We start from the raw sequence: 21,504 nt of genomic DNA on the forward strand, positions 1-21,504 counted from the left end.
GGGGCCATTGAGCCCCGTTTTTTGTTGGGTGTCTGAGTCACCTGCTCTTAACAGGAACACAAATCACCGCAACGCAAAGCAGTGAAAACCTGTTATAACATGTTCAAAACGGAACGACACAGAGAGCTAAGGTAATGAAATTATTATGGATATCCCTGTTCACTGCGGTGCTAATCTGGTCAGGCATTGAACCCAAAGACACCTTTACCTGGTTTCTCGAAGTGTTGCCCGCCATGATTGGTGCATTGCTGGTGGTCACCACCTACAAAAGATTTCCGCTCACTCCTTTGCTTTACGTACTGATTCTGGCCCATTGCGTGATACTGATGGTGGGTGGTCATTACACCTATGCCGAGGTACCGCTGTTTGACGGTTTGTTTGGTGCAGAGCGAAATAACTACGACAAACTGGGGCATTTCTTCCAGGGATTTGTACCGGCAATCCTGGCTCGCGAGTTGTTGATCCGGCTTAATGTGGTCAATGGCGGGGCCTGGCGTAACCTGTTTATTGTCTCGGTCTGCCTTGGCTTCAGCGCCTTTTATGAACTGCTGGAATGGTGGGTGGCCGTGGCTTCGGGCGAAGGTGCAGAGGCCTTTCTCGGAACGCAGGGGTATGTCTGGGATACCCAGTCTGACATGGGCTTTGCCCTGCTCGGCGCCCTTATTGCCCTGGTGACTCTGTCAAAATGGCATGACACTCAACTGGAAGCTTTAAAGCGCAGATAGATGGATAAGCTGTTAACGCTGTTACTGGCCCCATGGCTTTTGTATCAGGGCCGTCTGGTTCGCCGGCATGCTCTGCGCCTGCCCGAAGCATCAGGTGTGCGAAACGGCGCTCGTGGCTCAGGGGCGCCGCTGGGTGTATTGGTGCTGGGTGATTCGGCCGCCGCCGGTGTAGGCTGCGCCAGCCAGTGTGAGGCGATCACTGGCCATTGGATCAATCATCTGGCTTCGGGGTAGGCTGAGTTTATCGCCCGTGATGGTTTTCACCCCTCCAGTAAAGGTGCCAAAGCCTGGGCACAAGCCGTGACACGGATTAATCCTGAAGCAAAATCCTGAGTCTTACGCAATTGGTCTTACTCCTTCATATTTTCGCCATCATAACGGTGTAATCTGGCTGTGTTATCAGTAATAATCCCCTTCCATGCAGTTTAGCCAGGTGCAGTATGCTTAAGTTCTGGTACAAAGAGTTTCCGCAATACCCTCAGGAGCATCTTGAATACTGGCGCTCACGTCTGATCCAGCACACGCTGTTGATCAGTGCGGCTTTTTTCCTGCTGCTGACACTCCTTAATCTGCTCTTTTTCGGGGCTTACCGGCTTGCACTTCTGGACAGCTGCGGCCTAGTGATCACTCTGGCTATTTATGCCTGGTTCCGGCGAACGGCCAATATCGGTGTCGCAGCATGGGCATTCTCGCTTATGGCTGCCGGGTTGATATGCCTGTTTGTTTTGATGGTAGGAGGTAGTGCGCACTCACTTATGTGGGCTACCCTGATCCCGCCTTTTACCTTTTTCCTGGTGGGGCGTCAGTGGGGAACGGTGCTCAGCACTGTGGTTTTCAGCCTGTGTGCTGTGGTGGTTTACCAGCAGGTACAGGCACAACAGGTGGTGACCTTCGGTACCGGTGCGCTGTTAAATGTTATCGAAGTTTCCATTGCTCATATTCTGATATTTCGTTTTTATGAGCGCAGCCGAACCGTGGCCTATCAGCAGCTTGCCGGTAAAACTAACCAGATGCGCCAGATGGCCGAGACTGACAAGCTTACCGGACTGTACAATCGTGAGAAGCTGGATCAGACGCTCAATGGCCTGCTGCCGGACATCACACAAAGCAATACGCCCGTTACCCTGATGTTGCTGGATATCGATCACTTTAAACAGATAAACGATGAGTTCGGTCACCTAACCGGTGACAAAGTGCTGACACAGCTGGCCGAACTCCTGCGCAGTCAGATGCGGAATCAGGATTTTATTGCCCGCTGGGGCGGCGAAGAATTTGTGGTGCTGTTGCCGGATACCCTGCTTAAACCTGGCACAGAACTGGCGGAGAGACTGCGGTTGTATATCGCCGCGCAGTCTGTTGAGGGGCATAACTTAACCATCAGCATCGGCGTTGCCCAGCATCAGCAAAATGAAAGCACCGAAGCCCTGCTGGACAGGGCCGACAAGGCCCTCTATCAGGCCAAAAAACAGGGCCGAAATCGGGTTGTTTCAGCGTAGTGACAAAGAGGTTTTCCGGCTTTTAATGGATGTAATCGGCATATAATTTATCTCTGGGAAGAGACAGAGTTTACTGACTTTATTGTTGTTGCACAGAGAGTAGCCCGACATTTGGCTGTGCGAGAATAATCTCACAGATATGGCGGTACAGCGAGTACCAGGGCGGTTAGAACATCTTTCTTGATGACTCGGATAAATGTCTCTATATTTATAGACAAATGTCTAACGGAGGTCTGTATGAGCGCGGCCCAGGAACTTGATTTTGTAAAAGTGATCTCTGACGGAGCGATCAATCGCATGTCGTCACCCTTTGATGAAATAGCTATTGTGGATCACGGTATTGGCATGGAAGGGTTAAGGCGCTTTGAAAAAGCGATGCATTGGGAACTGAATACAGTGGCACAATTGTTAAGCACCACTAAAAAGACGCTGGAGCGCCATGCAAAGCAACATAAGCGGTTGAACAAAACCATCAGTGAAAATGCGCTGGAGGTGGCCAAACTTTCTACAACTGGTATTGAATACTTTGGCAGTGTAGAACGATGGAAAGCATGGCTGAATACGCCTAATGTTCAGTTTAATCACCAGGCGCCAAAGTCAGTCTTACACACAGCTCGTGGACGAGAGTTGATACGCCGGGTCATTCGCGGTCTTGAGTATGGATTTGTTGCTTAGTGATTGTCTTTCGTATCGCCCCAAAAAGACACAATAAAAAGAATAATGCCTTGTCCGGTGTTGGCGGTCATTATGCAGAGGGCAGGTGGCATTATCAGGGGCATCGGGTGGTATATACTGCCAGCACCCGCTCATTGGCCATGTTGGAACGATTGGTGAATGACACCTCGGAAATTCTGTCAACGGATTTATCTGTTACCACGATTCTGATCCCTGACACCATAAAAATTGTGCAGTATAGCGTTTCTGAACTGGATAAAGGCTGGGATGTAACGCCTTATACGCCAGTCACTCAGGAAGTGGGAACCGCGTGGTTTAAGAGCAACGCCTCCTCAGTGCTGAGAGTGCCATCCTCTCTGTGCGCGGATGAGTACAATTACATTATCAATCCTGAACATGAAGACGTCGGACTCATTAAGTGCGTGGATTGCCAGCCGTTCTCCTATCCCCCGCGATTAGCCAGCACACTCAATCCCTGAGCAATTTCACGCTGTGTTTAATAACTATCTCACCGGCTTAAGAAAACTCCTCGTGATCGCTGTTACCATCAAAGCCAGCAAAGAAAACAGCACGCCGCCGCCTGAACCTGAGCCCGGCGGTTCGCTGTTGGTTGCTCTGACCGTTACCCTTGCGCTTTGTGGTGCACTGGATAACTGGCCATCTGATGCGGTTACCGAAAATACCAGGCTGGCCCCTGAGCTGGTATCCGGTGCGGTAAAGCTCATCTGATTGCCATCGGCTGACATCGTCACCTCCGGGCCTTGTGTCTGCTCCCAGGACCAGGTCAGCGGGTCGTTTTCGATATCACTGCCCTGTGCGGTAAGGGTGACACTGGTGCCCGGATCCACTGTCTGCGCGGCAATGTCACTGACATTCGGCGCATCATTCACTGCGGTGATGGAGAGTGCCACGCTGGTGCTGGCAGATAACGCTCCGTTCTCGTCGGCAACCTGATATTCAAGCAAATCAGTACCGTTGAAATTCGCAACTGGGGTGTACTGAATACGCCCGTCGACCACTGAGGCCTGACCCTGTTGGGGCGGGGTGACGATGGCAAGGGTCGACGTATCGAGCGCTGGCATGGGTATTTTTATCAGACGACTGGCCTGGGTTATCTGCTTTGCAGCCCAAAGCTCTGCGCTGACTACCACATCACGGGGGGCATTATCGTTGTTCAGTACGTCAATCACCCTCACCTCGTCTTCATCCAACGTAACAGCGTCTGGTTGGGTGTTGATACCGGCATCTTCGAGGGCAATCTTATAATCAATATCTGCCATACCTGTGGGCTGGGTGCTTAACGCGAGCGAGAATGGGGCGCCGCTGATCGGTATCGGCAAGGATGTTTCAGTGACCGTATTAAGGTAGTTGACCCCCAGCGTTGCATCACTGTTTTCAGCACCAATGGTGGCATTAATGGGATCCACAACATGAAAGTAATTAAACAGGATTTCATCGCTGTTTTCTTTTATCACCACCTGAAAGGTATAGGGTTGCCGGCCTTCTTCGTCAGAACCGAAGGGCGCAACCTGATTCCATTCAACAACCAGGTAACGCTCGCCCTGCCAGTCGATAGTATCAATATACAGGGCACCTTCGCCGTTATCAGAGGGGTCATTGGGGTCACGCAGATCATAATCGGCCCATAACGGTGCAATCACATTATTGAGGTTGTCTTCGCTGGGAAATTCCACCACCCGGTTGGCATCAAAGGGCCCCAGTTCTATCTGGCCCGCCACAATAAAGCCGTTGCTGGATACGGTAATGCCCGGGTACTGCTCGCCATGATAAGTAAAGGGGAAGTCCACCTGGGTTGAAAATGCCGTGCACCCATCCTGGCAAAATACCGGCTGCACGCCTGTGGATTTTAATGTGGGGGCATTCCAGGGCGTGGTTGCCTGCAGCGACATGCTGCCTGTACTGAGCGCCCCTTGCCAGTGCAGCTTGCCATCATCGCCGATGGCAAGCTGATAAGTCTGACCATTGGACACCTCAGCCTGAATACTGCCGGGTATGATGGTGGCAAAATCCGGCACGCTGACACTCAGCGACGGGTCTTGTACAAAATCAATGTTCCTGACCCGGGTCGTGGCACTGAGATCGCCATTTTGCGCCACTGACAGGTTAGAACTTAAGGCCCGGGTGTCGCTGTTATCATTGGCAAATATGGCAATGGGAAGCTGCTGGGTAAGGCTGTTGCCCTGACTGAATTCAACCTTCCCGAACACCCACTTGCCGTTTTCCACATCTGAAGTGTCGATGCTGAAGGCCAGATTGGCAGAGGCGCCGGGAGTATTCGCTCTGGCCAGCGTCAGGCTCTGTTGTTGCAGGGTAAAGGTCGCCTGAGGATCGTCCAACTGAATATCCACCGTCCAACTTTGCGCAGTATCGCTGACGTTAGTGACCACATTAGTAAAGCTGCAGGAGGCCACACAGGCGCCATGGGCATAAGAGCCTGACTCAAAGGTGAGTGCTGCGTTTATCGCAGCCGGAATATCAAGCATGCCAGCGCCTTGCTCAAACGGCGAGGCCGGTTGCTGATTGACTTTAACCGCTGCCTTGGCAGTGGATATCAGCGCGGTTTTGATCTGCTTGCTGCTCCAGTCAGGGTGAGCCTGTCGTATCAGTGCCGCTGCGCCCGCCACCATAGGAGACGACATACTGGTGCCGCTAATCAGGGCAAATGCCGGCGTATTATTCTGAGGTGAGGGTGATGGCAGCGAACCCATAGGAAAGCCAACATCAGGCTCCGGTGCCGCCGCAGAGAGAGTATCTGTGCCCGGCGCGGTGATATCCGGCTTAAGCACATTGGGGTTAAGGTTGGGGCCAACAGAACTGCTAGGATTTAACTGGTTATACAGGGCCTGATTAAGCAGTGCCTCACGGCTGCCCGAAATCAGTATCTGGTTGTTCTGAGTGAGGGCTTTTTGCCTTAGCATGCGCCCGTCTGCGCGGGTTAGCCCCAGCAGCGGCAGGGAAAATTCACCAGAGAACTGATTAAAGGGTCTGAGCGTTTCAAAGTCAGACACATTGTCCTGATACACCAGTACGGCACTGCCGCCTGCCTCTGCGACATTGCTGACAATAGTGTCCAGCGGGCAGGCGTTGGTGTAATCCACCAGCACCGCCAGGCCTGAGAATGCGCCTTCGCCTGCTGCTGAACAGCCGTCTGCGGGCTCGCCACTGCCGTTGGTCATCAGGCCAAGAGTCAGCTGCATATCGTCAAATGACAGCTGAGTGTCACCGGAGTATGCCGGAAACTCGGTATCGTCAATCCTCAGCTTATGGCCGAATATTCTGCCAACGGTGCTGTTTGCCACGGTAATGCCTGACTCAATACAACCGGGGCAATTGATGGCATTATCGCTCAAAGAGCCATTGTTACCGGCGGAATTGACGATCACTACACCCAGTTGTTCCGCCGTGCTGAACACTTGTGTATAAACCGATTCTTCGGGGCTTTCGTCCTGAATCGAACCCCAGGAGTTGTTAATCACATCAGCGCCGTCTTTTACCGCATGTTCCAGCGCTGCAAGCAACATGGCATCTGAGCCGGTAACGATACCGCCATTATCAAACAGCGCTTTGTAGACCATCAGATACGCGCCGGGCGCAACACCGGACAGGTTTACATCAACCCCTTCGAATGTCACCTCAATCGGGTTTCCTGCGGCGATACCGGCCACATGGGTGCCATGTCGGTTGGTATCCAGGGGGGAGACATCGCTAACAGAATCGAACGCAAAGTTGTCATCTTCGGGCTTAAAGACCCTGGCGATAATCACCTTGTTATTGCAAAAATCCGGGTCGCCACCCTCCATACGACAATAATCGGGGTTCTGACTCAGCCAGCTATTGCCGGACAGATCCGGGGCCTCAAACCCCGTATCATCAAACATCGGATTGCCAGGCTGGATGCCCGAATCAATAATGGCGATTTTAATGCCCTTGCCGGCTTCATGCTGACCACCCATCTGCGACCAGGCTTCGATGCTTTTGATCGCCTGATGGCTGCTATCCAGATGGGCATAGCGCATTTTAACCGGGTAGACGCGTTTAACCCCGGGCAGTGCTAATACCCTGCCCAGTTCGCTTTCATCGAGTGACACTTCCAAGCCGTTAAGCAAGGTATCAAAGCGACGTTTGACAGAAATCGTTGGAACACGCTTTTTGATTTGCTCCGTAAACGCCCTTTGTTGCTGCTGCACCATACTGCGATAGTGGGTTTGCGCCTTGCCGGCGGCCGCGCTCTGTTTTGTAGTCTGTGCAAGGGCAGCCGGTGCTTCAAGCTCGACAATATACCGGCCCTGAATCACCTTTGCGCTGGCCCGGGCCATATCCATAAAGGCAAAACACATCAATAACGCAACGCAAAAGTATGCTGACAACCGCTCGGCAACCTTAGCCATGTTCTTCTCCATTTGAGGTGACAGACGCAAAATTAATCAGATACTAATCAGAATTGCTGTACAAAAACCGTACACTTGGTGAACAAGTGCTACAGGGTGTAACCGGCCCAAAAGATTGGCTTGCTGAGCAGCATGTTTGCTGAGGTTATTGCTTTTGCACGGGGAAGTTGGGAGAGTAATAAGTGAGTGGACCTTCCGTGTCAACGCCTCATTCAGCGGCTTGTCCGCTGCAATGCTTTGTTATGTGATTTTTCATCTATGTATATGTGCAACGAAGTCTCTTAAGCCGGCTAGACGTAAATCCGACAAAGGTATATCAGTTAGCAGTTTAGTAACGAACTTAGGCCCATGTGACCCAATTTCCGGACAGAATTTTTCTATTTCTCCAACTGGTATTACAAATATACCCAAATTCTCTAAAGCAGACTTGAGAGCTTTATAATCCGTTTGCGCTTGACCATTAGGAATAGCAATTTCACCAAATTTTTTAACCTCGTTCCAAGCAGTACCTTGCTTCATGAGTGCCGCTATATCGCCTTTCGGTAACTTTTCTTTGTCTGCATTCTGCAACGTTTGGATTATTTCGGACTTAATGGTTTCTACTGATTTTGGTTTAATTCCACCTCTTACAGCAGAGTCGACTCTTTCCCATAAAACTTCGACGTCAATCCAGTTTCCGCCAAACGCTGTAACAGTGTTTTTGACTAAATCTCGCTCCGATAAGAAATCTATATCGAAAACGGCTTTGATTGGCACACCTATCTTTCTTAAAACGTCGGCTACTTTAGGTATCCCATGTTTGCCGCCAGTGGGTACGTATGAGGTATCTTTGAAAGGAGCTGTGCTGTCGCTATTAATGTAATCAGCAGCAGAATTAATTAGACGGCAATCACTATCATCTTCACATATAATTGTTTGCTCATGAAATATGCCTTCCAGAGCATTTGAATATCTCAACTCTGGCTTCTCCCAAAGCTCTTTTATGGTCTCGGATACAGCTTCGTATACAACGTTAATATCACCCTCCCGTTGAATTCTTAATATTCGAACTTTACCTTTGGTTCCTTCTAAGAACCCCCGGAGAATATCACTGCTATGTGTTGCAACAATTAACTGTCCTTTAACTTCAGATGATAATGTCTCTCCCAGCCTTCTCATTTGAGGAGGATGCAAGAATGCTTCTGGCTCATCCAGAAGGGTAATGTCTCTCTCTGAAGCAACTGTCTCAAATAGAATACCAGCATAACTTTTGATGCCGTCGCCTTGCTTATCTAAAAGGGGGTTTTCACGAACTTTTGAAACATAATCATTTCCTACGCGATCTACTACATTCTCGCCCTTCGGAATCTGCCCTACGTGGATTGGAAGCTTACTACCACCTCGAAAATCAAACATCAAATCTTTTGAGAAAGCCTTTCTAAATAGGTCACTGACTCGCTTCATCAGTCCTTCGTCATCATAAAGAATATGTTGTGGCTTCGTTTTATGTTGACCTGGCGAAAGGCTATTTTGCTGATTACAAATATTTAGTCGATCATTAGCAGCAATGTTTTTTATACTACCAGCGTGCAGACCATTAATTAGGTACGGATTGTTATCCCAGAAGGGAACGTGTGACCTGTGTATTAAGTAGTCGGACATCTGAAATTGATCATTAATTAAATCTGCGTTTTTTTTAAGGTACTCAAGAAGCTCTTTAGAGCTACCATTTTTATTAAGCTTTAAATCCTTCACAACCAGACACTGATCTGCATTGCCGGATTGGCAGATTTGTACTATTTCTCTCAATGATTGAGATTTCCCGCTATTATTCGGGCCTACCAGTATTATCTTTTCGTTTTCACTAAGCTCAACTTTATCTCCACCTGAGAAAGTGACTTCTGCTAATGTCGCCTTGGGCTTAATGGGATCCAATTCTTCTTTTTCTGACACTACTCTTAAATCAGTCATCACTATCCCTTTCTTAACTTTCAGATTGCATCGACTCGCTGAGCCACATAACGCCGCCAACACGGGCAGCTTTGCAGTGGAGGCGAAGCCGCAACGGAAAAGCTGTCGCCGTGATTAGCCTTGTTAGATGCGGCCTCACTTGTTGAAGTGATTTTGCACGTACTCGACGAGTTGCGGGCCTTCAAGCTTGTCCGTAGCTGGGTTTGTGCGAACATAAAATTCCTTTCCATCGAGATAGCACGGAGACTTCGCTGGCTTGCAGTCAACCATCAACACATTAGCATCGCCGAGATTCACCAAGCGGTGATTGATATACGGGTAATTTTGCTCGCCTACACGTTGCTTGAGTTTATTCTTAAAGTGAAGCAGGAACGTATCGGTGTTCTTGTGAAACCTTTCCACTTCGTATCTGATCCCAGGAATATCGCCAGCGTCAGTTACGCCAACCAACAGGACGCCTCCATTCGTATTAAGAAACGCAACAATTGTCTTCAGCGCCGATAGTTCGATGTACTTTTCCTTTGTTCCCTTTCGTACATCTAGGCTGAAGCTTTCCTTGAATTCAACGGTTGCAGACTCTCCCTCCCGAGACAAGCTCATGACCCTATCCGCTTCGGTAAGGCCTCCAATCGTTTCCAGCATACTGTCCACTTGACCCCGTATTGCGGAGGCACTTCCGGGATTCAAAGCGAGCTCTCTTTGAAAGTTCGCAATTGCCGCTGTCAAAGTTTGAAGCTGGCTGTGCGAGCGAACGATTTCTGCCTGTTCTTTCGAGCTTGGAACAGCAATTTGCGCCTGAGAAAGATCAGATTTGCTTATTCGCGGTATGACTGCCCCACGTGTCAGAGATCGCAATATCAATAAGCCTAGATCGGAGCGAAAGAAAGCTGCAGCGTACTGACTCTTGGCTACGTCGGACAAAACGACCTGAATGATATTGTGATGCTTTATCGTCACCGATGAAAGGTCGTCGGTAACAACGGAAGTCCCGACCGTTGGCACATAGATCGAGTTGTCCTTATGCTCCAAAGACTCGCCGGACCGAACCATATTCATTTCAATAGCTATCTCACCTAGGACATAGCTCTTGTAGTCTTTGTACTGGGTCTCGAGGCGATCAAGCTGAAGCCGTGCCTTCAAACTTTCGAAGCCATCGAATCCCCCATCCGCAAGCGACATTCCTTCGTGTAGCGAATTCGACTCCTCACCCCGACTAAAGGCTTGAGCTATTGCGACAGCTTGGGCTTCTTCCTCCAACTCGGCAACAAACAGGTTCGACTGATCTTCTCGACTGAACGCGACAATTACTGGGCGAATGGCGGTTGTAGTTAAGAGGTTTGGAGGAACGTTGAATACGCCATTCAAATAGAAGCCCTCGTTCGCCAATGCTTCCTGAAACTTTGGGCCTTCGGAAATCCCAAACGCGGGGGGCTCCACAATTGCAACACACAAGCCCTTGGGAGCAAGCAAGTGAAGTGCTTTGGAAAGTTCTACCCAGTTTCCCCGGGCACTGATAGTTGAACCTCCGATCTCGATCTTCTTACGACCCATCCCCAACGGAAGATCGACGACCACGAAGTCATATCTCCTATTTGGCCCAACACTGTCAAGCCAATCGAGACCTTCGACTATTGTCTCTGCATCCGGTAGGTCGAGTGACGAATCACTCGAAAGCTTTATGGCGATAGCTGATTCAGCGAATTGGGACGCCGCCAACGCCTCGACGAAATTCCCTACGATGGATTTGGGATGCATTAATCCTCCACTCTCAACATTTCCTCGAAGCATCCAACAGTGTATTAGACGGAATTCAGTATAAGTCCGAAACCATCTGTTCTTGCATGGTGTTACTGTACCCAATTTTTTTCCGTCCGGACAAGCATTTATCTCCAAGCCGTGGTTGCAGAACCACAATTCTTGCTGTGGAAAGTGAGCCATTTTGTTTAGCGGGACCGCTATAAGCACTCATGTCTGACCTCTCTAATCCCGCCAAATCAGATAGTTAGGTCTACTGGTGGCAATATAAGCAGCGCGGTCTTTTCGGATTTATATTGCCATTTGGTGGAAATTTCTCCGATCTGCATTATGGCTGTATAAAGGCACAAGTTCCTTTGCGAGGAACTATGGGTAAGTTACCTTTTCTGGAGCTGTATACCGGGGTCAAGGGGTCCATGGTCAAGGGGTCGTAGTCGTTGAAATCCAAATCAACATCCCTGCCTCTTTGATCTATCTGCTGTATCTGCAGCTCTGTGCGAGGGATAAGGCGGTACGCCTCGCCCTACTCGCTATTGGGGAGGAGCAGAGATGGGCTCATTACTGGTTCTGCTTTAATCAGCTGCAGTCGGTGCCGCTGGCGACGTCCGTTTTGCTCAAACGGCTCAGGTCCGGTTGGCAATCGCCGGCGCAACATTCTTCGTAAAGAAAGGCCAGCAGGCTTTCCATTTGCTCGAAGGCCACTTTGCAATAAAGGGTGCGGCCCTCCCGGGACTGGCTCATCAGCCCAACTTTCATCAGCTTGGCCAGGTGATGGGACAAGGTGGAGGCGGGGATATCCAGCTTATGCTGAATATCTCCCACGCTCAGGCCGTTATGGCCGGCCCGCACCAGCAAACGAAAAATACCCAGTCGGGTCGGGTGACCCAGCTCGGCCAGTTGGTTGGCGGCATATTCCAGTTGCATGGTAAACCCTCGGTAGATTTTTAATCATTCTATATTTCTGGAAGTGTATTGACAATTCCATAGTTATCGAACTAATATAATTCGACAAACATGGAAATGTATGTGAGCAGTGGGCGCCGGTTCGGCAAAGGTTTAATCATTAATTCGATAATACTAGAAAGGTGGTTTATGGCGATGTTCTATGAAGCAGTAAGGTTTTTTGTCACAACACTGGCGGAATTGCTGGTGCTGTTTGTTCTGATCAGCATGTTGGTCATCTGGCTGCAGCATAAGCTGCCAAGGGCCCGGGTCCAGGCGCTGCTGTCTGGCGGTAGCGGCTATTTCAGTGCGGCGGCAATGGGTGCCATCACGCCGTTCTGCAGTTGTTCCACCTTGCCGATGATGGTGGGCCTGCTGCGTTCAGAAGCCGCTTTCGGGCCGGTTATGACATTCCTCTTTACCTCTCCATTGCTCAATCCGGTGTTGATGGTTCTGCTCTGGAGCCTGTTCAGCTTGCCGCTGATGCTGCTGTATATGAGCATGGTACTGGTGGTAGCTGTCAGCAGCGGCCTGCTTTTGCAGTACTTTGGCTTTGAACGCTTTGTGGTGTTGCCACAAGAAGCGGTGGGCTCTGTGGCCACCAGTCAGGTTAAGGCTGCCCCTTCACTTGCGGGCCTGTTTAAACAGGCGGTCCGTGAGACGCGCAGTTTCCTGCCTTACCTGTTGCTGGGCGTACTGGCCGGTTCGCTGATCCACGGTTATGTGCCAGCCAGTCTGCTGGCCAGTGTTTCCAGCGACGGGCAATGGTGGTTGATCCCCCTCGCCGCTGCCGGTGGCATCCTGCTGTATATCCGCGCCAGCACCATGCTGCCGCTGGCTGCCAGCCTGGTGGCTAAAGGTGTGAGCCTGGGCCCGGTAATGGCGCTGACTATCGGCGGTGCCGGAGCCAGTCTGCCGGAAATGATCATGCTTAAACGCATCTTCCACTGGCCACTGATGCTGGCCTTTATCCTGGTGGTGCTGGGCATGGCCTGTGTTACCGGCTTCGGTATTCAGTTTCTGCTGGAGGGCCAGTAATGATGAATCATTTGCAAAGGGTCAATCCTGACTGGGATCAGGCAATGATAAAAGAGCGTGTTGGTATGCTCGACAGGGCAGGAAATTTCGCCCCGCTGCCGGTGAGTCTCAGCCCCTGGCGGCTCACTGCCAGTCAGTGGCAACAGGCTCAGGATAACAGTCGGTTACTGGGCAGATTGCTGAGTGGCATCAGCAACCAAGGTAACTGGCTGCTGGAAAACCTCAACCCGCTGATCTCTGGCAACAGCCTGACCGGCATTCTGGCTAAACAGTTGTCGCAGCTGGATCCCGCACAGATTCGGGCGGTGGGCCTGCCGTTTATGCGCCATGATATGCTGCTGGATACCGCTGGTAAGTGGCGCTGGGTGGAAAGTAACAGCATTGCTGCCGGCATGGGGCCGTTAAGCGATAACTGGCAACAACTGCTCAAACAGCAACAGGCTCTGTGTTGTCAGGCTGATAATCCGGCCATTGTCCGCCAGTCGGCGCTGCTGGCCGGTGCCGCCGTGGCCATGCGTCGTCGTTTCGACAATCAGGCACCCTTATTGCTGTTTGTGGTGGAGCAGCAGGAAGATAATCTGTTTGATCAGCAAATACTGGCAGAGGCTATCCAGGCCCGGGGCGTCAGGGTGGCGCGGGTCTCGTTGGCAAAACTGGCCGGGTTGCCGAGGCGCGGCAAACGACTCTACTGGCCTGGCGACAAGCCGGGGGCGGGTTCCGCGGTGGACCTTGTGTATTTTCGTACCGGTTACAATCGCCAGGATTATCAAAACGCTGAGCAACTGGCCCTTCGCGCCACCCTGGAAACCCTGGATCTGGTGCTCTGCCCTAATATCGCCCTGCAACTGGCGGGCAGCAAGTGGGTGCAGGCACGGATATATGAAACCCTGCAGGATCCCTGGACCGGAGCGCAATTTCAGCGAAACCTGAGCCTGAGTCTGGCGGATATGGCCAGATTGCATACATTGCTGGTTCCGGCGCACACACTGACAAATGCAGATGACAAGACAATGCGAGGCCGACTGAAGCGGGGCTGGCTGCTGAAAAGCGAACAGGAAGGGGGCGGTTCGGTGCTTAAAGGCCAGGATGCTATCGACAGACTTAACCAGGGGATCGGTGCCGATACCGGCTGGATAGTCATGGCGCCTATCGACAGCCAGATCAGGCAGGCACCGCTCTCGTTGCTAAAAGCGGGGCAATGGCAGGAATGGACCGGTAGCATCTCCGAGCTGGGGATGTTTACTCTGGGGCATAACCATCAGTACGGGGGCTACCTGCTGCGTAGCAAGCCCGCAGGGCAGTTAGAGGGCGGCGTGCACCGGGGTGGAGCGGTGCTGGATAGCCTTCAGGTATTTTAATCAAGGGGCTTGATCAAGGAGACGTAGTCGTTGAAATCCAGATCAATGTCTCTGACTCTTTGAGCGGTTCTTACACGTAAGGGTGAATAATAAAGCCCTATACTGAGAGGCCCTTTAGCGCCAGGTAGCGGCCAGTTTTAAGTGTACATCAACACCCTGATAATCCAGCTATTTACAGAACTGGCTAACACCTTACCTGATGAGAGAACCTATAAACCGCGTAAAAGGCACTATGTCACCTCCTACACTAGCTGACTCTAAAGCTTCCATATACTCCTCTCTTCGCTCTACAGGAACCACTATCCAAGGATAGGCACCAGCAGCAGCCATCAGATTCATAATGAATCGTCCCATCCGACCATTACCATCCATGTACGGATGTATATAAACAAAGATGAAATGACCTAATACCAGTCTTACCGCAGGATGCTCCTCTTCCATGATCAAGTCATAAAACACGGGCATCATATCCCTTACCGCATCTTTGTTCGGTGGTGTATGCATTGAACGGCGAATATATACCGGACTTGTTCGATATCCTGCCAACGCTTTCGCTTCCAGAATACCAGCAGCCACACTCTGACCAAACAGTGCGAAATACCAATCCGCTTGAACTCGTTCCAGCACTTCACCGGGGTTGGCACCATCCAGCACTTTGGCCACTGCTTCTTTGACTTTCTGGAAAGCGTCCCAGTAGCCCTTTGCTGCCATCGCGTCCAGGTGCTTTTGGCTTTCTTTTGAGTGTTCAGGGTTCCACTGTCCAGAGCGAACGTACTCGATTAAATCTGGAGTTACCCGATAGCCTTCAATTGATAGTGAATGATACGCATCAGTAACAAAAATATCGTCAACGTCATTTAGATATTCAGCAATATCTACTTGCTGTTCTGAAGGCGCCGGAAAATGCTTGATAATATCTTCTCTTAAAGCTGACCACATCAAGCGCATTCGGTTAACATAAGGCGACAGTTCCCGACGACCAAAATCAACCTGCAAACCATCTTCGAATGGATTTGTCTCTACAATTTTAGCTTCAATAACGTCCATTCCCTTTACGATGCTGTCCGCGATAACATCTCGCCCGATACTCCTGAAAGCCCCGGCCAGGCGACTGGCGCTAGCTATCTTATTCTCAGCTAATAATACTTCTAGTACCTCAGATGCATCTTTTACCACTGATAACAAAGTCCGCATCAACATTGGCTGAGTGATGAAGCTGCGTTTGGCGCAAAATGCCAAGCTTGCTCCGACGGTGTAGACTCGTATTCCATCCACCTCAGTCAGGTAATCATTTGGTGGAAGATCCTGCTTAATATCTAGCACTGATGTGCCATGTATCAATTCCGTTGGTTTATTTCTTCCTTTAGGAGAGCGCACCAATAATTGTACTGGCACGGTTCTATCCCCAATGTGAATTTGTGCCGATTGCTCTGGCGACAGGCACCAGTTGCGATCTAACCGCTCATCCAAATATGCAGAGCAAAAATCCCAAAATGAGGCATACCATGATGTACTGTCTCCACTAGTTTCTGATGGGCTGGATGGTATATACCATCCTCGTAACACTTCTTTTATAAAGCCGTTTTTAATCAGGCGTTCACGATCAGCACGTTCCAGCATGTCGGACTTTACCGCAACAACCCCATTATTTTGCAGGGACATTAACGCCGCTAGCGAATTCGCTAACTTTTCTGACACCTCTGGCATACTTCACCCATTCACATGCTTACTAGCTTTTAATGATTCCATAAGATAGCTTTTATTGCAAACAATAACTAGCTTTTAATGTTACCCATGATTAGCTTTTGATGCTTTTAATTGCTAGCTTTTATTGCGTTTTTTCAGGGCTACCCCCGTTCTTTGCAAAGGGGTTGGGCACGTCATGATAATTAATTAGTTTAATTTTTCCTGACGCAAAGCGCTTTTTCACTTCCGGTGACAGCAGCATATCCAGTTCGGTAGAGCGATGCAGAGCCACTAAGGGTTCCATATCTTCGGTGTTCATAATGGGGTTGTTTAAATCAATCAGCGCCTGCATTTCCGGGTGATTACGCGCAGCATGAATAATCAGCATGTTGGTTTTGTTGCTTACCAGTTTGGTGTCCAGGTGGGTGAGAAAGCGCTGCTTTTTCTGGTCAATGGGTACATCGAACATGGTTGTATACGCTTCGCCCATACGCATAGACATACGCAGCTCATATTTTTTTGCAAGATCGCTAACCACCTCGACCATCTCAGGCGTCGATAATGCGGTGCGCATATGGTAATCAACATAGGCGATGTCTAAACCTGTTTCCAGCGCCCGTTGTATTTGCGCTTCCAGCTCCAGCTTCACTTCATCCAGATTAATATCTTGTGCCAGAAATTCAGCCGTTGAAGGATAGAAGTAACCCGTTTCGTTTATCAGGCTTGGCACTTCGTTGCGGCCTGCAATTGGCCCCCAGCGGTAATAGCGCCACTCAGCGTTCAATGTAAGGTGCACGCCTGCTGATATTTGCGGGTTTTTCTTTAAAATCTCTACACCTTCCTGGTACCAGGGCGTGGTAAACATAACCGATGCCGCAAACGGAATGTTAAGCTCAGCGAGATCTTTTAAGCCCTGATTGGTCGCGTGCGTCATACCGATATCATCGACCCGTATAATCAGCCTGGCTGATTCGTCAGCAATAGCGGTAGCACTTCCTGAGGCAATAGCGGTTAGCGCAAACATCGCCACCAGGCGGCGTAATAAAATTTTCATGGTTGTTGTTACCTTTTTTATTGTGGTTTCCGTAGCCCCCAATTTTCAAAATACCTTTAAACTGCTGAAAATACTGATTTTAGTGCGCAACTGGAGACAGCACACCATTTTTACCATGGTTTCGTCCGGGGTTATAGAACCCCTCGATATAAGCCTTTATTTCACCTCAGGCCTGGGGCTGACCTCTCCTACAAAAAAAGGGCCTTGCGGCCCTTTCTTTATTCTACAGTTACAGACTTGGCCAGGTTTCTTGGCTGATCCACATCGGTGCCTTTGATAATCGCTACATAGTAGCTCAGCAGTTGCAGCGGAATGGTGTACACGATGGGGGCGATGATGCTGTCCACATGGGGCAGGTTGATCACCCGCATACTGTCATCACTTTCAAAGCGGGCGTCTTTGTCGGCAAATACATACATAATGCCGCCACGGGCGCGCACTTCTTCCACATTGGATTTGAGTTTTTCCAGCAACTCATTATTGGGCGCGACTACGATCACCGGCATTTCATCGTCGATCAGCGCCAGCGGGCCGTGTTTTAGCTCCCCTGAGGCATAGGCTTCGGCATGGATATAGGAGATTTCTTTAAGCTTCAGCGCCCCTTCCATGGCGATGGGGTACTGGTCGCCACGGCCAAGAAACAGGCTGTGATTCTTATCGGCAAATTCTTCTGCCAGTTTTTCAATCTCGTCTGACAACGCCAGGGTTTCTTCCAGCTTGGCGGGCAGGCTGTGCATGGCCTGCACAATTTTGCTGTGATCGGCCTCGTTCATCTTATTGAACTGGCCCAGGGCCAGGGTCAGCATCATCAGCCCGGTTAACTGGGTGGTAAAGGCTTTGGTGGAGGCCACGCCGATTTCGGCACCGGCCAGGGTCATAAACGCCAGATCTGATTCCCGCACCAGTGATGAGCCCGGTACATTGCAGATGGTCATGCTGGCCATATAGCCTGACTCTTTGGCCAGGCGCAGTGCCGCCAGGGTATCGGCGGTTTCACCGGACTGAGAAATGGTTACCAGCAGGCTGTTGGGGTGTACAAAGGATTTGCGGTAGCGAAATTCCGAGGCAATTTCCACATTGCAGGAAACATTGGCATATTGCTCCAGCCAGTAGCGGGCGGTCATACCGGAGTGATAACTGGTGCCACAGGCCACAATCTGCACATGCTTAACGTCTTTGAGAATGTCTTCGGCTTTGGCACCGAAAATCCGCGCATCCACGCCCTGTTGGGTGAGTCTGTCCTGCAGGGTATTACGTACCACCGTAGGCTGCTCGTGAATTTCCTTGAGCATATAGTGGCGGTAGCCGCCTTTATCACCGGCGTCATGTTCGATGTCTGAATCATGTACCGGGCGCAGCACTTCGTTGCCGTCTTTATCGAAAATATGTACCTGAGTACGGGTAATTTCTGCCACATCCCCTTCTTCGAGGAAAATAAAGCGCCGGGTAACCGGTAACAATGCCAGCTGGTCAGAGGCGATAAAGTTCTCATCTATCCCCAGGCCTATTACCAGCGGGCTGCCGGAGCGGGCTACGACGACTTTTTCCGGATCCTGTTTGTCCATCACCACGGTGCCATAGGCGCCATGAAATTTGCTGACCGCGCGTTGCACTGCTTTTAGCAGGTTGTCGGTGCTTTGCAGCTCATGCTCAACCTGATGGGCGATGGTTTCGGTGTCGGTGTCTGAGGTAAACACATAACCGGCTGAGCGAAGATCTTCACGCAGGCTATGGTAGTTTTCGATAATCCCGTTGTGCACCACAGCGATGCGTTCGTTGGAAAAGTGCGGGTGAGCGTTGGCTTCGGTAACGCCGCCATGGGTGGCCCAGCGTGTATGGGCGATACCGGTAAAACCTTTAATGGGCTCGGCAGCAATGGCGTCAGCCAGCTCCTGTACTTTGCCGGTGCGGCGTGTACGGATTAACTGATTGTTTGCATCCAGTACCGCCACGCCGGCGGAGTCATAGCCCCGGTACTCCAGTCGTTTAAGGCCTTCCAGCAAGATACTGACCACATTACGCTCGGCCACTGCCCCTACGATTCCACACATAATTTACTCCGTCTTCTGTGTTGTGGCGCAGATTACCTCAACGCCCTGTTGTTCAATGGTATGCCGCGTCTCGGCGGGCATCTGATCATCGGTGACCAAAATGGAGATATCTGCCCAGGGCAGCTCCAGATTGGGAATTTTTCGTTGTAGCTTTTGTGATTCGGCCATCACGACAACCTGCCCGGCCACATCTGCCATCACTCTGGAGAGTTGCGTCAGTTCATTGAAGGTGGTGGTACCGAGATCCGGATCCAGCCCGGCGGCGCCCACAAAGGCCTGATCGAAGTTATAAGCCCTGAGCATCTGCTCGGCCATCTTGCCCTGAAAGGAGTGCGACTGGTTGTCCCAGGTGCCGCCTGTCATCAGTACGGTGGGTTCGTTTTCCAGCTCCAGCAGCTGGTTGGCCACATGCAGGGCATTGGTCATTACCACCAGGCCCCGTTTGTCATTTAACAGCGGCAGCAGCGCCGAAGTGGTGTTACCGCTGTCGATAATAATGCGGTTGTGATCATGAATAAGTTGGCTGGCGGCGAGCGCAATGGCCTTCTTTCGAATCGAAACTTCGTGTTCATCTAATTCTGCGGGTTCTTTTGGCAGCAACATAGCACCGCCGTATTTGCGCACCAGTAAACCGGTACGTTCCAGCTCGCTGAGATCTTTGCGGATGGTCACTTCCGAGGTGCCAAATTCGGAGGTCAGGGTCTCGACCCTGACTTCGCCCTGAGACATCAGGCGATCCATAATGGCGCGGCGGCGCTGTTGAGTGTTTCGTTTATACATAAAATCGAAATATTAAGTTTCATAACGAAACTTATAGTAGCGGTTTATTATGCAGAAGCAAGTGTTTTTTTAGTGAGGACTGCTGAGCGCTGAATTATGAATAAAGCTATTCACCACAGAGACACGGAGAGCACAGAGAAGAGCAATATTTTGTAGGGTCGAAAGCGGATACAGGGATGTATTGTTTCGCGAACCGAAGGATGGAATTTATTCGACCAGAAGAGGCAGGATTGACGCCATTAGCCCAATAAAGTAGGCCCTACAAACTACGGGCTGGCGTAGCCTGCAAGGAGCGAAGCGGACGCGTCCAGCACATTTGACTCCTCTCGGTGAGGAAACAAAATAACGATAAATTCAAAGGTTGCTGGATTGCGGGGTGGGAGAGTTTCACAGGGTTGCAAGGCAAGCAGGTATTTTCTTCAATAGACCTGATTGTGATCGCCAATATCCAGCAGGATAATATCGTTATTCTGGATCAGCAGCTCCAGCACAATGCGGTAACTCATATTGATCGACACCGAAGACAAGTCGCTGAGCGAACCTTGCAAGCTATGCAGCCGCAATGAGGGATGGTATGGATTGAGTTCCAGTAACTGTAAGGTTTTTTCGTATTGCCCCAGTATCTGCGGGTGGCGCTTTAAGAACTTCTTTGCCCGGCGTATATAGCTGTCGGTATAAATCAGCCTATAGCTCATCCGCAATTCGCTTCATGTGTTGCTCAACGCTTTCAGTAGTAAAGCGGCCAGCGGCGTAATCGGCTTTGGCTTCGGCCACGGCGGCAGCCAGTTCCAGTTCGCGTAAGCGATTGTAGGTTTCTACCTTCATCACCACATAGCGCTCCTGGCCGCGTACGGAGATCAACAACTCGTCGCTGTGCTGCAAGCCTTCCTCTACAGCGCTGACACCACGTGTTTTCAGATCATTGGCAGTTAATGCGTTCATCGTTAGCACCTTATTAATAACATTCTTAATAGTATGCTTAAAAGTACGATAAAGAAAGTGCTCTACACTATGGCCATGTGGTTCGTGGTAAAAAAGCTCTCAACCACGAAAAACACTAAAATCACCAACAAATAACTACCTCTCGCAGAGCCGCAGAGGCCTAATATGGGCAGTTCAACATTCCTGCGTCTTCGCGCCTTTGCGAGAACGGGTTTCTCTGACAATTATTCTGACGCAGAAGCTATCCGAAGCAGTCCAATAAATTGGCTCTGCGACGTCGAAAAATTCCTGGCAAGGTTACAGAGTTCACAGCCGGCAAAGATTGTTATTCACACTTAAATTCAAATGTTTCTTTTGGTTCATAAGGAAATAACTCTGGAAAACTTTCATGGATCTTACTAAATATACCTGGATTCCGGCGCTTAAGATTGGCCATGGAGTTAATATGTAAATCACTGATTAAGGTTCGCCTGGAAAAAATCCTATTCATGACTTTTATTCGCGAATCCAATTCATGATCCTCCAACATTTGAGATCCGATGCTTTCTATTGCAACAAAACCAGCTAATACAGAAGAGTCATCACTGCTAATAGGGTATCCTCTTTCTATCAATTGTAAGGCAGGGTCAGATCCTACTTTTTC

General features: G+C 50.2%; 18 protein-coding genes. 7 read left to right on the forward strand and 11 right to left on the reverse strand.

What is annotated here, in order from left to right:
* The first annotated feature begins 134 nt into the window (after positions 1-134).
* From CDA54_RS13400 to CDA54_RS13420, 5 genes are all read left to right on the forward strand, one after another.
* Complete coding sequence (locus tag CDA54_RS13400) at positions 135-725, forward strand: DUF2238 domain-containing protein (RefSeq protein WP_099035524.1); 591 nt, start codon at positions 135-137, stop codon at positions 723-725.
* A complete protein-coding gene (locus tag CDA54_RS13405; protein WP_099035525.1) occupies positions 726-959 on the forward strand; it encodes a hypothetical protein in 234 nt (77 codons plus the stop codon).
* 206 nt (positions 960-1,165) lie between these two features.
* Positions 1,166-2,221 (forward strand): GGDEF domain-containing protein, encoded by a 1,056-nt coding sequence (locus CDA54_RS13410; protein ID WP_099035526.1) that lies wholly within the window; start codon positions 1,166-1,168, stop codon positions 2,219-2,221.
* A gap of 237 nt (positions 2,222-2,458) precedes the next feature.
* A complete protein-coding gene (gene parS / locus CDA54_RS13415; RefSeq protein ID WP_099035527.1) occupies positions 2,459-2,896 on the forward strand; it encodes a type II RES/Xre toxin-antitoxin system antitoxin in 438 nt (145 codons plus the stop codon).
* The gene (locus tag CDA54_RS13420) at positions 2,896-3,375 is read left to right on the forward strand and encodes an RES family NAD+ phosphorylase (RefSeq protein ID WP_099035528.1); all 480 of its coding nucleotides are present in this window, start codon (positions 2,896-2,898) and stop codon (positions 3,373-3,375) included. Before parS ends, CDA54_RS13420 begins: the two co-directional genes overlap by 1 nt.
* 24 nt (positions 3,376-3,399) lie before the next feature.
* On the opposite strand, the gene CDA54_RS13425 is transcribed toward CDA54_RS13420, so the two are convergent.
* From CDA54_RS13425 to CDA54_RS13440, 4 genes are all read right to left on the reverse strand, one after another.
* Complete coding sequence (locus CDA54_RS13425) at positions 3,400-7,305, reverse strand: S8 family serine peptidase (protein ID WP_180237218.1); 3,906 nt, start codon at positions 7,303-7,305, stop codon at positions 3,400-3,402.
* Positions 7,306-7,557: 252 nt separating this feature from the next.
* On the reverse strand, positions 7,558-9,255 hold the full coding sequence (locus tag CDA54_RS13430; protein ID WP_099035530.1) for an ATP-dependent nuclease: 1,698 nt from the start codon (positions 9,253-9,255) through the stop codon (positions 7,558-7,560).
* A 135-nt stretch (positions 9,256-9,390) separates the two neighbouring features.
* Positions 9,391-11,010 (reverse strand): RNA-binding domain-containing protein, encoded by a 1,620-nt coding sequence (locus CDA54_RS13435; protein WP_180237219.1) that lies wholly within the window; start codon positions 11,008-11,010, stop codon positions 9,391-9,393.
* Between the two features lie 576 nt (positions 11,011-11,586).
* Positions 11,587-11,934, reverse strand: a complete 348-nt coding sequence (locus tag CDA54_RS13440; RefSeq protein WP_099035532.1) for an ArsR/SmtB family transcription factor — start codon at positions 11,932-11,934, stop codon at positions 11,587-11,589.
* A gap of 168 nt (positions 11,935-12,102) precedes the next feature.
* Here CDA54_RS13440 and CDA54_RS13445 point away from each other — a divergent pair, with 168 nt between their 5' ends.
* Together CDA54_RS13445 and CDA54_RS13450 are read left to right on the forward strand one after the other, a co-directional pair.
* On the forward strand, positions 12,103-12,990 hold the full coding sequence (locus CDA54_RS13445; protein WP_099035533.1) for a permease: 888 nt from the start codon (positions 12,103-12,105) through the stop codon (positions 12,988-12,990).
* Positions 12,990-14,348, forward strand: a complete 1,359-nt coding sequence (locus CDA54_RS13450) for a glutathione synthase (RefSeq protein ID WP_099035534.1) — start codon at positions 12,990-12,992, stop codon at positions 14,346-14,348. Before CDA54_RS13445 ends, CDA54_RS13450 begins: the two co-directional genes overlap by 1 nt.
* Positions 14,349-14,540: 192 nt before the next feature.
* On the opposite strand, the gene CDA54_RS13455 is transcribed toward CDA54_RS13450, so the two are convergent.
* The 7 genes from CDA54_RS13455 to CDA54_RS19745 all read right to left on the reverse strand — a co-directional run.
* Positions 14,541-16,055: a Fic family protein gene (locus CDA54_RS13455; RefSeq protein ID WP_099035535.1), complete on the reverse strand. Its 1,515-nt coding sequence runs from the start codon at positions 16,053-16,055 to the stop codon at positions 14,541-14,543.
* Positions 16,056-16,176: 121 nt separating this feature from the next.
* The gene (locus tag CDA54_RS13460) at positions 16,177-17,088 is read right to left on the reverse strand and encodes a ChbG/HpnK family deacetylase (protein ID WP_218962409.1); all 912 of its coding nucleotides are present in this window, start codon (positions 17,086-17,088) and stop codon (positions 16,177-16,179) included.
* A 218-nt stretch (positions 17,089-17,306) separates the two neighbouring features.
* Positions 17,307-19,139, reverse strand: a complete 1,833-nt coding sequence (gene glmS / locus CDA54_RS13465) for a glutamine--fructose-6-phosphate transaminase (isomerizing) (RefSeq protein WP_099035536.1) — start codon at positions 19,137-19,139, stop codon at positions 17,307-17,309.
* A 3-nt stretch (positions 19,140-19,142) separates the two neighbouring features.
* Entirely contained in the window at positions 19,143-19,919 is a 777-nt protein-coding gene (locus tag CDA54_RS13470; RefSeq protein ID WP_099035537.1) for a DeoR/GlpR family DNA-binding transcription regulator, read from the reverse strand.
* A gap of 419 nt (positions 19,920-20,338) precedes the next feature.
* Positions 20,339-20,614 (reverse strand): type II toxin-antitoxin system RelE/ParE family toxin, encoded by a 276-nt coding sequence (locus CDA54_RS13475; RefSeq protein WP_099035538.1) that lies wholly within the window; start codon positions 20,612-20,614, stop codon positions 20,339-20,341.
* Positions 20,604-20,861 carry a prevent-host-death protein gene (locus CDA54_RS13480; protein ID WP_099035539.1) on the reverse strand — a complete coding sequence of 86 codons (258 nt, stop codon included), beginning with the start codon at positions 20,859-20,861 and terminating at the stop codon, positions 20,604-20,606. Before CDA54_RS13480 ends, CDA54_RS13475 begins: the two co-directional genes overlap by 11 nt.
* Positions 20,862-21,186: 325 nt before the next feature.
* Positions 21,187-21,504 (reverse strand): hypothetical protein (locus CDA54_RS19745; protein ID WP_218962410.1); only part of this gene is annotated, 318 nt, incomplete at its 5' end.

It is taken from the genome of Lacimicrobium alkaliphilum, assembly GCF_002591895.1.
GTDB classification, from domain to species: Bacteria; Pseudomonadota; Gammaproteobacteria; order Enterobacterales; family Alteromonadaceae; genus Lacimicrobium; species Lacimicrobium alkaliphilum.